The following is a 13,482-nucleotide window of genomic DNA, read 5'->3' as shown; positions in this document are numbered from 1 at the left end:
CTCGCGACCGCAGGAGCGGCTTCTCCCCATGAGTGACCATTCCTTCCTGGACATCGCCGCCCGCGCCGCCAACCTGTCCGAACGCGAACGGGTCGTCGCCACCCTGCGCGCCTCGGGCACAACGGCGACGCCCGGTGTCCTCCCCGCCTTCGACACGTGGAAGATCGACCGCCTGGCCGGCAAACTCGCCGCCAGACTCCACGCACGCCCGACCACCAGCACCGAAACCGACAAGGCCCGCCCCTACCCGGACCCGCCCGGCGATCAGACGCCCCATACGGACGGAACGCCCATAACCGGGCCTCCGGCAGAGGGCAACGCGGACAGACCCCACGTGGTCGCGCCCCACACGGATGGGCCCCACACGGTCGCACCCGAGCCTGTCGTGACCCGCACGGACATGACCCGCACGGACATGACCCGCGCGGACCTGCGCCGTACGGACGGCCCTTCGGGGGAGCCCTGCACCGACGCGACGCGCGCGAGCGGAACCGGCGCAGACGCGGACACCGTGGACGCGGCCGAAGCCGCCTCGCCTCAGGCCACCATGGCCACCCACGCAAACCGGACCAGCACGGACGTCACGGGCGCGTCCGGCGCAGATGCGAACACTACGGACGGGACCGAAGCCTCCGCCGCTCAGGCCTCCGTGATCGATACCGGCACGAACGGGACCGCCACGGGCGAACGCTCTCAGCGCGAACGCACCAAGCAAGAGATCGTGACCGTTCTGACCACCTACCGGCACTACGAGCTCGGCCTGGCGGGCGCCGGTGAGCGGATACGGACGGCGTTCGCCGATGTCCACGCGTCGTGGCTCCCCGTCTACCGCGCGGCCCTGGGCGGCTTCGCACGCCCGCCCGCCGCCACTGTCGGCACCACCCCCGCTCCGGGCACCGGCGCAACTCCCGGCACCGGCTTCGCGAACCCCTCGCGGACTTGGCCTCTCGACCTGTCAGAGGCCCCATCCGGCAACGTCTCGCACGACCGGCCCCACCGCCCGTCGAGCGCCTCACCCGGCCGGTCGCCGAACCGCCGGGTCCGCCGCACGCCGGAGGTCCCATCCACCGCACCGCAACCCCACCGACCGCCGAAGAGCTCACCCGGTGCCCCCTACCTCCCGCCGGAGCCCTCACCAGGCGAGTTCCACCGCCTGCCGGAAGCCCCATCCGCCGGGCCACAACCCCACCCCACACCCGAGGCCTCACCCGCCGAGCCACGACTCCACCCGCCGGAGGCTCCACCCCGCGAGCCTCTCTCGGCCGCGCGACCGCGCCGACCGGCGGACGCGGCGTCCCGGCAAGCGACGGAGGCCCTGCCGGACGCCGGCTGGCGGGAGTTCGACGTCTACTACGGCCACCTGGCCATCGCGTGCGAACCGTTTCTCGACGAGCTCGGCCGGCGGCTCGGCGAAGAACACGCGCGGCATCCAGGGCTCTTCGACCAGCGGCTCATCGACGACCTTCAGCGGCATCTCCTCGAACGATTCGAGCTGTCGCTCGCCTGGGCCGTCGAGGCCGACGCGAACGTGCACTGCGCCCGTACCGGCATCGACCGCGCGTCCGCGACCCGTGAGGAGTACCTCGCCTATCTCGACGCGACCTTCGCCGACGCCGACGCGTATCACCGCTTCTACCTGCGGTTCCCCGTCCTCGGCCGGTGGCTCGCCGAGGTGACCGGCATGCTCGCCGAGTGCGGCCGCGAGTTGATCGGCCGCCTCGCCGCCGACCGCGCCGACATCGGCGCCGCCTTCTTCGGCGAGGAGATCACCGCGTTCCGCTCCGTACGCCTGGGGCTGTCCGACCACCACGCGGGCGCGCGCAGCGTCGCGATCGTCGAGGTCGCGCTGAGCGGCGGCGGCACCGGCTCGTTCGTCTACAAACCGCGTTGCGTCCGCTCAGAGGCCGCGATGCAGGACCTGCTCCGCAGGCTCCGCGACGACGGCGTCCTCGCGTTCTCGACCCGGCCCGTGCTGCCGAAACCGTCGTACGGCTACGAGGCGCTGATCCCCGCCGGCCGCAACCGCATGGCCGCCCGCGAGCAGGTCGAGCGGGTGTACGAGGAGCTCGGCGGCCTCCTCGGCGTCTTCTACGTCCTCGGCGGCGGCGACCTGCACTTCGAGAACATCCTGATCGCCGACGGGCACGCCTACGTGTGCGACTGCGAGACCGTCCTGGGCGTGCTCCCGGTCGGCCAGGCACGGCCCGCCGGCACGCTGCTCGACTCCGTCTTCAAGACCGGGCTGCTCGAGTGGCCGCGCACCACGACGTCCGCGACCGAGATGCGGATCAGCGGCTACTCCGGCGGCGAGGCGTACGAGATGCCGATCCCGGTGCCGCGCGTCAACGAGCACCGCCTCAGCTTCCGCGCGTCGGTGACCCATCGGTCGGGGGTGCACGTCGAGCCGGCCGGGTCCAACCGCGTCTTCCTCGGCGACCGGCTGATGCAGCCGCAGGACTTCACCGACGCCATCATGGACGGTTTCGGGCGCGTGTACGCCTGGTTCGAGCAGCGGAAGGACGACGCGATCCGCGAGGTGAGCGAGATCTTCGCGGACACCTCGGCCCGGTTCATCAACTGGGGCACCCAGGTGTACTCCCAGTTGCTGATCTCCGCGCGCCATCCCAAGTGCCTGGTCGACCCGCTGGAGGTCGACCTGCTCGTCGGCACCGTGGGCACCTTCCCCCGCACCTGGGACACCGACGGCACGCTCTCCGAGCGCGAGCTGGTCTCGCTGTGGCGGCTCGACATCCCGATCTTCACCGCACCGGCCGGCGACCGGTGGCTGGTGCACGACCACGCCGTACGCCTGCGCTCGCGGCTGGAGGTCTCCCCCATCGAGGGCGCCGCGCAGCGGATCCGGCGGCTGTCGCGGGCCAACCGGGCGCAGCAGACGCAGTACATCGCCGCCAGCCTGTCCTCCGGCGAGGTCGCCAGCCCGGCGTTCGTGACCGCGTCACTGGAGTACGCCACGCGGATCGGCGAGCGGCTGTGCCGTACGCTCCGCGACCCCTCGGCGCCCGCGCCCTGGACCTCGTACGGGCTCACCGGCGACGGCATGGCGGAGGTGGACATCGACGGCGACCTGTACCACGGGTCGGCCGGGGTCGCGCTGTTCCTGGCCTACCTCAACGACTTGGTGCCACGGCCGGAGTTCCGCCGTGCCGCCGGGCGCGCCCTGTCCCACGCCGTCACCCACACCGACCGGCGGCGGCCCGGCGCGTTCCAGGGCCTCGGCGGGCTCATCTACGTCCTCACCCACCTGCACCACCTCTGGCAGGACCGCGGCCTGCTCGAACTCGCCGTACGCCTGAACCGGGAGCTGGCCGGGCCGATCGACGCGGACACCCACTTCGACGTGCTCAGCGGCTGCGCCGGCCTGATCCCGGTGCTGCTCGGTCTCGGCCGCGAGACCGACGGGCAGGGGCTCGAACACGCCACGCGATGCGCGGACCTGCTGCTGCGGCACGCGGTCGAGGACGGCGACACGCTGAGCTGGCCGCCCACCGATCCGGGCGAGGCCGTGGCGAACCTCACCGGCTTCTCCCACGGCGTGGCCGGCATCGGCTGGGCGCTGATCCAGCTCGGCGCCCTGATCGACGAACCGGTCTACATCGACGCCGGCCGGCGCGCCTTCGCGTACGAGGCACGCCACTTCGACGAGGCGCAGCAGGACTGGTACGACCTGCGCACCAGTCCGGGCGGCGCCGTACGCGACGGCCACCACTTCGCCAACGCCTGGTGCAACGGCGCGGCCGGCATCGGGCTGAGCCGGATCTCCAGCTGGGCGGCGCTCGGCGGTGACGACGAGCTGTTGCTGCGCGAGGCCCATCAGGCCCTCGCCGCCACGATGCGGGGCTTCCCGCGCCTGATGAACGACACGCTCTGCCACGGCCGCACCGGCAACGCGGAGCTGTTCCTGCGGTTCGCGGCGCTGCGCGACGAGCCGGCGTTCCGGCTCGAGGCGAACGTCCAGGTGCAGGAACAGTGGCGCCACCTCGACGACGCCGAGAACGGAGTCATGGAGGGCGGGTTCTTCCCCGGCCTGATGCTCGGCCTGTCCGGCTTCGGCATGCACTTCCTGCGCCTGGCCCGGCCCGACCGGGTTCCCTCCGTCCTGCTCCTCGATCCCGCCCCCAGCCGATAAGGAGACACCGCATGTCCGTCGAATCCAGCCGCGCCTTCCTCCAGATCGCCTACGACTCCCCGGAGCTGAAACAGCAGCTCAAGGCCGTCACCGGTACGCGAGAGATCGTCCGGCTCGGGTCACGCTACGGGTACTCCTTCGACGTGCCCGAGCTGATGGAGGCGTCCTCCGCCTTCACCCCCGGAGAGACACCCGAGCCGGTACGGCGCCCCACCGAGGCCGAACGCGACGCCGGCCCGCTCCACCACGAATACCTGCTGGAGGACCTGCCCGGTCTGAAGGGCGTCATCGACCAGCTCCCCCATCTGAAGATCAAACCGCCCTCGTTCGACCTCGACCGGTTCGCGCGGACCTTCCGGGAGGAGGACCTGCGGTCGACCGGCCTGTCCCCGGCGGACCCGGCCTTCCAGGCCTGGCACGAGTCGATGATGAAGGCGCACTGGCGCGACCCGGCCCTCGGCACCGGCGCCCCGCGCCGCGACTTCCACCTCGTCAACCTCGACGAGCACGTCGACCATCCCGGATACGACCGCTACCTCGAGGCCAAGCACCGCATGGTCCGTACGCTCGAGGAGTTCTTCTCCGCCGAGATCCGGTTCTCGGGCAGCCTCTGGTATCCCCCGTCCGGCTACCGGCTGTGGCACACGAACGAGACGCAGCCGGGGTGGCGGATGTACGTCGTCGACTTCGACGAGCCGTTCGCCGACCCGGCCGACACGTCGTTCTTCCGCTACATGAACCCCCGTACCGAGGAGATCGTCACTCTGCGGGAGACGCCGCGGATGGTCCGCTTCTTCAAGGCCGAGCAGGATCCGCGCCGGCTGTTCTGGCACTGCATCGTGAACCCCACGCCGCGACACCGGTGGAGCTTCGGGTTCGTCGTGCCCGACCACTGGATGACCGCGGTCGCGCGGCAGGTCTGAGGCGGCGACGTGTTCGGGCTCAGGCAGCGCTCACCCGCATCCGGTCCCCACGCCCTCGCCCCGTACGACGCGGGCCCGGCGCCGGACATCCCGGCGATCCGGGCCGTCGGCGTCCGCAAGTCCTTTCCGGGTGTGGAGGCGGTACGCGGCATCGACCTGACGGTCGCCCAGGGCGAGACGTTCGGCTTTCTCGGCCCGAACGGCGCGGGCAAGACCACGACCATCGCGATGCTCTGCACCCTGGTCACGCCGACGGCGGGACGCATCGAGATCGCCGGCCACGACACGCGGACCGCGCCGCACCGGGTGCGCCGCGACCTCGGGCTCGTCTTCCAGGAGACCACGCTCGACGGCGACCTGACCGCCGAGGAGAACCTCCGTTTCCACGCCGACCTGTACGCCCTGCCCCGCACGACACTGTCGGCCCGGGTCGACGCGATGCTCGACCTCGTCGGCCTGGCGGCCCGCCACGACACGCTCGTCCGCACGTTCTCCGGCGGCATGCGCCGCCGGCTGGAGATCGCCCGTGGGCTCCTCCACCGGCCACGCGTGCTGTTCCTGGACGAGCCGACCATCGGCCTCGACCCGCACGCCCGCGCCCGTCTGTGGACCCACCTCGGCGAGGTACGCGAGCGCGAGGCCACGACCCTGTTCCTCACGACGCACTACCTGGAGGAGGCCGAACGCTGCGACCGCGTCGCCATCATCGACGACGGCCGCATCGTCGCGCAGGGCACACCCGCCGAGCTCAAGGCCGTCCTGGGCGCCGACCGCGTCGACCTGCGCACGGGCGACGACGAGGCGGCCGCGACCGCCCTGCGCACGAAGTTCGGGGTGAAGGCCATGGCGGGCCCGCACGGCGTACGGGTGGAAGCCGAAGACGGCGCCCGTCTGGTCCCCCGCCTGTGCGCGACTTTGGACGTACCGGTCTACGAGGTGACGGTCACCCGCCCGACTCTGGACGACGTGTTCCTCCACCACACCGGCCACCGCATCCGCGACGACCCGACAGGCGACCCGCGATGACCGGACCAGCCCCCGACCCCGAGGCGTGCCTGGCCTATCCCTTTCGTCGCGAGCGGCGTCCACGGCGGAGGAGGGAGCCAGCCCTGGTGTGGCCGCCGACCGGCGATGCGGCGCCTTGGCACCGCCCAGCCGGACAACGCATCCGTCAGACCCACCCTGCCGCCCTGGCGGCATCACGACGGCACCGCCGCCAACGGCGCGCTACGCACGGTGCCGACCTGCACGCGAAGTCGGGTCCTCGCGACGCGGCCTGCCGACCTGGCGGCATCACCACAGCACCGCCGCCAACACGCACATCACGGACGACACCGACCGGACACGCGAAACCGGCACCTCGCGACCCACCCTGCCGACCACGGCCACCGACGGCCGGCCGGACCGGGCGCGACGGAACCAAGAACACACCCCGGCGCCAGTGCCACTTCGACGACGAGCACAGACCGGCGACCCGATGCCGCGAGCCCGCTACGCGTCTACGAACTCAGAGGTGAACCACGATGACCGAACCAACCCCCAACCCGGCCGCCCACGCACACGGCGACCGCGCCAGCGGCCCGGCGACATCACGACGGTGCCGCCATGGCGGACGCGCGCATCACAGACGACGGTACCGGCCCAGTGCACGAGGCCGCGGCCTCCCGACGCGGGCCGCCGACGACCAGCCTGACCAGCGCGGAACCAAGAACACATCCAGGCACGAGTAGCACTTCGACGGCGAGCACCGTCCTCCGACCCGATGCCCGCCACCCCATCACGCACCTACGAACCCACAGGTAAACCATGATGACCGAACCAATCCCCGACCCCGTCACCCACGCACACGGCGCTGCGGCCCGCACACGTCCGTTGTCCGCGGTGTCCCGGTCGCAGGGCGACCGTGGGCCCGCTCTCGAAAGGCGGGACGCCGATGATCGAGCGGGACGATCAGAACACGGCCGCGGTGGCCACACCCCCGGACCTGGGAAACACGAGGCGGGTGAAGGGTTCTCGTGGGGCGGAGGAGGAGTCGTGACCCCGGCGCGTGCCGTCGTGCAGGGGCTTCGGCGAGGGACTGGGCGGCGGGCATGACGCATGCCGCTCACGCGCGGTACGAAGCGGTCGGTGTCGGTCCCGGGCGGCTCGCCGCCGAGTTGCGGGCGGGGCGGATGGTCTGGCGGCGGGAGCTGCTGCACTTCGTCCGTGACCGTACCGGCACGCTCGTCGCGCTCCTTCAGCCGCTGCTGTTCCTGTTCGTGCTCGGCGTCGGGCTCGGGCGGCTGTTCGCCGGCGCGGGAGGCGGTTCGGCCACGGACTATCTCACCTTCCTGTTCCCCGGTGTGCTCGTCATGGCCGCGCAGCCCGCCGCGATCTCTGTCGGCGCCTCGATCGTCTGGGACCGGGAGTCCGGCTTCCTGCGCGAGATGCTCGTCGCTCCGGTCCGCCGCGGCACGCTGCTGGCCGGAAAGTGCCTCGGCGGTGCGACCGTCGCCACCTGCCAGGGCACGGTCGTGCTCGCGGGCGCGGGGCTGATCCACATCCCGTACGATCCGGCGCTGTTCGCGCTGCTGCTGGCCGAGCTGGCGCTGACGGCGCTCGCCATGACGGTGCTCGGCGCGGTGGTGGCGGTCGTCATCCGCCGCGCCCGGACGTTCACGATGGTGCTGAGCGTGCTGATGACGCCGCTGATCTTCCTGTCCGGGCTGATGTTCCCGGTCGCGGCGATGCCCGCCTGGATGTCGTGGCTGACGCCGGCCGATCCGCTGACGTACGCGGTGGACGCGATGCGCCGCACCGTCAACGCCTGCCGGCCGGTCCGGGGAACGTCGGCGCTGTTCGAACCGGTGTCCTGGGCCGGCCTGCGCCCCTCGCCGGTGCTCGAGCTCGCCGTGGTCGCGGCGTTCACGGCGGTGGCACTGGCGATCGCGGCCCGCCGCTTCGCCCGTACCGGCTGACGCTCAGCGGCCGGCCGGTCCGTTCCGCAGGATCTCGCGGCGGCGTACGGGCGCGGACGTCCAGCGGCGGACGGCCGCGAGGACCTCCTCCAGCGGCCGTGCCAGCTGGTCGGCCCGGACGAAGATCGGGCCGCCGACCCGAGGGATGCCGCTGCGGGCGAACCACCGTGGCGTCCCGCGGTGCGCGGTCACCACCTGCGCGGCGTCCACCGGCACGAACACCAGCAGCTCCGCGCGGCCGGGCCGGCGTTCGACCCGGACCTCGGCAACGTTCGACCAGGGCAGACGGACCCGTGCCGAGTGCAGCGTGACCCCGTCCTCGCTGATCGTGAGGAGCGGGGCTCCCCGCGACGCGCGTGCGACGGCGCGCAGGAACAGCGGCAGGAAGACGACCGTCACGAACCCGAAGACGACCAGGAGCAGCACGCTGATCAGCGGCCCGTCGCCGCGCGCGATGTACGCGGCGTACCCGGCCGCCGGCGGCAGCAGCACCGCGGGCAGGCCGGCCTTGGCCACGGCCGCCCACCGGTATCCGACAGTCAGCATGTGTCACCCAGTTCAGGCGCTCTGGTCATCTCCGTAGAAAACGCGCTCGACCACCTTACGGGCGTGGCGCGCGCGGCGCCGGTAGTCCTCCAGCAGAGCGCCGGAGGCCGGGTAGCCGAGCACGCTGGTCACCGCCGAGCGTTCGCGGTGGTGCTCGGTCGGCAGCAGGTCCGACGCCCGTCCGCGGACGAGCATGATCGCGTTACGGATCCGGGTGGCCATGCGCCAGGCGTCGGTCAGGATGGCGGCGTCGTCGGAGTCGAGCAGGCCCGCCTCCGCGGCGGCGTCGAGCGCGGCGAGCGTCCGGGTCGTCCGCAGTCCGGGCACGTCGTGCCCGTGCCGGAGCTGCAGCAGCTGTGCCACCCATTCGACGTCGGACAGCCCGCCGGGACCCAGCTTGGTGTGCAGCCGCCGGTCGACGCCGCGCGGCAGGCGTTCGGCCTCCATCCGGGCCTTGAGCCGCCGGATCTCGCGCAGCGCCGTGTCGTCGATGCCGTTCTCCGGCCACCGCACCGGGTCGATCAGCGCCCGGAAGCGCTCGCGGAGCCCCTCGTCGCCGATGATGGGCGCGGCGCGCAGCAGGGCCTGGCTCTCCCACGGCGCCGACCAGCGGCGGTAGTAGGAGGCATAGGAGTCGAGGGTGCGGACGAGCGGTCCGTGCCGGCCCTCCGGCCGCAGCCCGGGGTCGATCACCAGGGGCGGGTCGGGCGCGGGCAGGGCGAGCAGGCGGCGCAGCTCTTCGGCGACCGCGTGCGCGACGGACGAGGCCTCGCGCTCGTCGGCGCCGGGCAGGGGGTCGTGCACGAACATGACGTCCGCGTCGCTGCCGTAGCCCAGCTCGAACCCGCCGTACCGGCCCATCGCGACGATCGCGAACCGGGTCGGTAGCGGCGCGCTCCGCTCCGCCGAGATCCGTTCGATCGCGACCCGCAGCGCCGCCTCGATCGTGACCGTGGTGATCGTGGTGAGCGCCTCGGCGGTGGCCCGCTCGTCGAGGAGGCCGAGCAGGTCGGCGACCGCCGTACGGAACAGCTCGCGGCGGCGCAGCCCGCGTACCGCGGCGACGGCGTCCGCCGACCGGTCGTGCGGAGAGGAGAGGTAGCGGCCCACGGCCGACTGCGCCTCGCCCCGCAGGGCGTCGGCCGGGCGGGGGGTGAGCTCGGACTCGGCGCGCAGCATGCCGACCGCCTCCGGGGCGCGCAACAGCAGCTCGGTGGCGTACCGGCTGGAGGCCAGCACCCGCGCCATCCGCTCGGCCACGGCGACGTCGTCGCGGAGCAGCCGCAGGTACCAGGGTGTCGTGCCGAGCGCGTCGCTGACCTGGCGGAACCCCAGAAGGCCCGCGTCCGGGTCCGGGCAGTCGGCGAACCAGTCGAGCATCACCGGCAGCAGCGTGCGCTGGATGGAGGCGCGCCGCGACACCCCCGCGGTCAGTGCCTCCAGGTGGCGGAGGGCGCCCGCGGGGTCGGTGTAGCCGAGGGCCTCCAGGCGGGTACGGGCGGCCTCGCGGGTGAGCCGTACCTCGTCGCCGGGCAGCCGGGCGACCGCCTGCAGCAGCGGCCGGTAGAACAGCTTCTCGTGCAGCCGCCGTACCTCGCGCGCGTGCCGGCGCCACTCGGCGGTGAACTCCCCCACCGGGTCCACCCGGAACCCCAGCGCCCGGCCGAGGCGCCGCAGGCTCTGTTCGTCCTCGGGCACGAGGTGGTTGCGCCGGAGCCGGTGCAGCTGGATGAGATGCTCGACGCGGCGAAGGAAGCGGTACGCGGTGCCGAGCGCGGCGGCGTCACCCCGGCCGACGTACCCGCCCCAGGACAGTTTCTTCAATGCGATCAGGGTGTTCGGGCCGCGCAGCTCCTCGTCGGCCCGGCCGTGCACGAGCTGGAGCAGCTGTACCGCGAACTCCACGTCGCGCAGCCCGCCGGGGCCGAGCTTCAGCTGCCGGCCCGCCTGTTCCGGCGCGATGTGCTCCTCGACGCGGCGGCGCATCGCCTGGACGTCCTCGACGAAGTTGTCGCGGCCGGCCGCGCTCCACACGAGAGGCGCCAGCGTGCGAACGTAATCCTCGCCCAGTTCGAGGTCGCCGGCCACCGGGCGGGCCTTGAGCAGCGCCTGGAACTCCCAGGTCTTGGCCCAGCGCTCGTAGTACGCGCGGTGGCTGGCCATCGTACGGACCAGCGGCCCGGACTTGCCCTCCGGGCGCAGGGCGGCGTCGACCTCCCACAGCGCGCCCTCCGGCGTGGTGGCCGAGCACGCCCGCATCATCCCGGACGCCAGCCTGGTGGCGGCCCGCAGCGCGGCGTCCTCGTCCTGGCCCGGCGCGGGCTCGGCGACGAAGACGACGTCGACGTCGCTGACGTAGTTCAGCTCGCGTCCGCCGCACTTGCCCATGCCGATGACGGCGACCCGGCACAGGTCCGCCTGCTCGCCCAGCTCGGCGCGTGCGATGGCCAGTCCGGCCTCCAGCGCGGCCGAGGCGAGGTCGGCCAGCTCGGCGGCGACGTCCTCGATGTCGACCACGTGGGTGAGGTCACGCCCGGCCAGGTGCAGCAGCGACCTCCGGTACGCCACGCGCAGCGCGACCAGGGGATCCTCCGCGGTCGCACGGGGCGCCGGGTGAGCGGGGTCGGCGCCGACCGCGCGCAGCAGCGTCTGCCGCAGCTCATCGGCGGTGGGCCGGCGTACGGCGTCGGGGCCGGCGAGGACACGCCAGTGGCCGGGGTGACGGACGAGGTGGTCGGCCAGCGCCGCGCTGACGCCGAGCACGGCGAACAGCCGGTCGCGCGCGTCGGCGTCCGCGTTCAGCTCGGCCCGGATGTCGGCGGTCTCCAGCAGCCGGAGAAGGCCGGTGAGCGCGAGGTCGGGATCGGCCGCGGTGCCCAGGGCCTCGACCAGCCCGTTGAGTTCTTGACCTTGGAGCCGGCGTTCGGCGCCCGTGGCATCGGTGACGCCCAGCCGGGCCAGCCGCCCGGCGAGGCTTTCGAGTCGGCGTTCACTCACCACCAAAAGGTACCGAGACGCTCCGGCGACCGACAGCGACGGTCACGGCCGGGCGTAGAGCTGGCGGAGGGAGTCGAGGGTCCGGATGAGGTGGTCGCGGAGTTCGGCGGGGGCGAGGATCTCGGCGTCGGCGCCGAGTTTGAGAATCTCCCCCAGCGTCTGGTCGTGGGACTCGACGGGGATCGTCACCCGGATCCAGCCGTCGGCGTCGGGGGGCGAGGCGGTCCGTCGCGCGGCGCGGACGACGGCCGGTTCCATGATGTGGGGCAGGCGGTCCACGGCGCCCGGGGAGAGACGCAGGGTCGCGATGTCCTGGTGGCGGCGCGCGTCGAAGTGTTCCAGGTAGGCCCGCCAGTGGGCGGCGAGGTCGAAGTCCGCCGGCCGGTCGAACCGTTCGTCGAGGACGCGCAGGTCGATGATCCGTGCGATGCGGTAGGTCCGGATCCGCCGGTCCGCTCCGGCCACCAGATACCAGTGGCCCGCCTTGAGCACCAGGCCGTACGGCCGCACGGTACGGGTGATCTCGTGGGGTTCGGCCCAGCGAAGGTAACGGATCCACACGGCGCGGTCGTTCCACACCGCCTCGGCGACCGCGGTGAGGTACAGGACGTCCTCGGCGTCGCGGTACCACGCCGGGGTGTCCAGGTGGAACCGCTCGGCGATCCGCCGGGCCCGGTCGCGCGACTCCGTCGGGAGCGCCGCCATCAGCTTCAGCTGCGCGGCTGTCACGACGGCGCCGAGCCCGAGGTCGGCGGCGGCTCGGGGCAGCCCGGTCAGGAACAGTGACTCGGCCTCCCCCGCGGTCAGGCCGGTCAGCCGGGTGCGGAAGCCGCCCAGCAGCCGGTATCCGCCGTCGTGGCCGGGCTCCCCGTACAACGGCACTCCGGCGGCGCTGAGGGCCTCCATGTCGCGGTAGACGGTGCGCACGGACACCTCCAGCGCACCGGCGATCTCCTGTGCCGTCATCCGCTCCCGTGTCTGCAGCAGCAACAGGATCGAGACCAGCCGGCTCGCGCGCATGGCCCGAAGTCTGCCGCGGTCCACTGTCAGGAGGTGTCAGGGAAGCCCGGGTTGACTTCCGGCCATGAACCTGGACATGGAGCAGTTCGTCGATCGCTATGTCGCCGTATGGAACGAGCCGGACGCGGCGGCCCGCCGCGACCTCATCGCCGGCCTGTGGGCGCGAGACGGCGTCGAGGTCACCGAGTCGGCACGGCACCGGGGACGGGACGCGATAGAGGCACGGATCACCCGGACCCACGAGGAACTCGTGCGATCCGCCGGCTTCGTCTTCCGGAGCGCCGGCGACGCGACCGGCCATCACGACACCGTCGCCTTCACCACGTACATGTTCCCGGCCGATGGCGGTGACGTCGCCTGGACGGGCCGGATATTCGCCGTTCTGGACGAGGAGGGGCTCATCCGGTGCGACCACCAGTTCACCGTCGCGGACCAGGGCGCGGCTACGCGCGCCACGGTCGAAGAACTCCTCCGCCGGATGGGGGAAGGCGATCCCGGCCGGATCGCCGAGCTGTTCGCCGAGCCCGTCGACTGGCGGCTGAACTGGCCGTCAGGCGATCATCCGGCCGTTCCCTGGATCCGGCCGCGCGCGACGCGCGCCGATGTCGCCGAGCACTTCCGCGAGATCGCCGCGGCGCACCTCCCCGAGAAGGCCGGCACGTCGGTGACGCGCGTCCTCGTCGAGGGCACGGACGCCGTCGTGCTCGGCGACATCCACCAGACGGTGAAGGCCACCGGCGAGCCGTACACGGCCGGGTACGCGCTGCGTCTGACCGTGCGGGACGGTGTGATCACCCGTTATGCCGTCTACGAGGACAGCCTCACCGTCGCCGAAGCCCACCTGGGCCACCCCCTGCGCCGCTGAACGTCCGGTCGCGACGTGACATCGCCC

General features: G+C 72.7%; 8 protein-coding genes. 5 read left to right on the top strand and 3 right to left on the bottom strand.

The window, feature by feature from the left end; all coding sequences use genetic code 11:
• Positions 1-28 precede the first annotated feature (28 nt).
• From lanM to ACQEV1_RS18450, 4 genes are all read left to right on the top strand, one after another.
• Entirely contained in the window at positions 29-4,147 is a 4,119-nt protein-coding gene (lanM, locus tag ACQEV1_RS18465; RefSeq protein WP_433394839.1) for a type 2 lanthipeptide synthetase LanM, read from the top strand.
• 11 nt (positions 4,148-4,158) lie between these two features.
• Positions 4,159-5,070, top strand: a complete 912-nt coding sequence (locus tag ACQEV1_RS18460) for a Nif11-like leader peptide family natural product precursor (RefSeq protein WP_433394838.1) — start codon at positions 4,159-4,161, stop codon at positions 5,068-5,070.
• Positions 5,071-5,079: 9 nt separating this feature from the next.
• Positions 5,080-6,096, top strand: coding sequence for an ABC transporter ATP-binding protein (locus ACQEV1_RS18455; protein ID WP_285617104.1), 1,017 nt, complete (start codon positions 5,080-5,082; stop codon positions 6,094-6,096).
• 1,064 nt (positions 6,097-7,160) lie between these two features.
• A complete protein-coding gene (locus tag ACQEV1_RS18450; protein WP_433394837.1) occupies positions 7,161-8,027 on the top strand; it encodes an ABC transporter permease in 867 nt (288 codons plus the stop codon).
• 3 nt (positions 8,028-8,030) lie between these two features.
• Here the strand turns inward: ACQEV1_RS18450 and ACQEV1_RS18445 are convergent, their stop codons facing one another.
• The 3 genes from ACQEV1_RS18445 to ACQEV1_RS18435 are packed head-to-tail and all read right to left on the bottom strand — an operon-like array spanning position 8,031 to position 12,590.
• Positions 8,031-8,573, bottom strand: coding sequence for a hypothetical protein (locus tag ACQEV1_RS18445; protein ID WP_285617107.1), 543 nt, complete (start codon positions 8,571-8,573; stop codon positions 8,031-8,033).
• 12 nt (positions 8,574-8,585) lie between these two features.
• A complete protein-coding gene (locus ACQEV1_RS18440; protein WP_433394836.1) occupies positions 8,586-11,570 on the bottom strand; it encodes a bifunctional [glutamine synthetase] adenylyltransferase/[glutamine synthetase]-adenylyl-L-tyrosine phosphorylase in 2,985 nt (994 codons plus the stop codon).
• A gap of 42 nt (positions 11,571-11,612) precedes the next feature.
• Positions 11,613-12,590 carry a helix-turn-helix transcriptional regulator gene (locus ACQEV1_RS18435; protein ID WP_433394835.1) on the bottom strand — a complete coding sequence of 326 codons (978 nt, stop codon included), beginning with the start codon at positions 12,588-12,590 and terminating at the stop codon, positions 11,613-11,615.
• Between the two features lie 64 nt (positions 12,591-12,654).
• Here ACQEV1_RS18435 and ACQEV1_RS18430 point away from each other — a divergent pair, with 64 nt between their 5' ends.
• Positions 12,655-13,455, top strand: coding sequence for a nuclear transport factor 2 family protein (locus ACQEV1_RS18430; RefSeq protein WP_433394834.1), 801 nt, complete (start codon positions 12,655-12,657; stop codon positions 13,453-13,455).
• Positions 13,456-13,482 lie beyond the last annotated feature (27 nt).

It is taken from the genome of Actinoallomurus sp. CA-142502, assembly GCF_050936355.1.
Lineage (GTDB): Bacteria > Actinomycetota > Actinomycetes > Streptosporangiales > Streptosporangiaceae > Actinoallomurus > Actinoallomurus iriomotensis.
The sequence above is the reverse complement of the archived record's forward strand: the minus strand, read 5'-3'. Positions and strand labels throughout refer to the sequence as shown.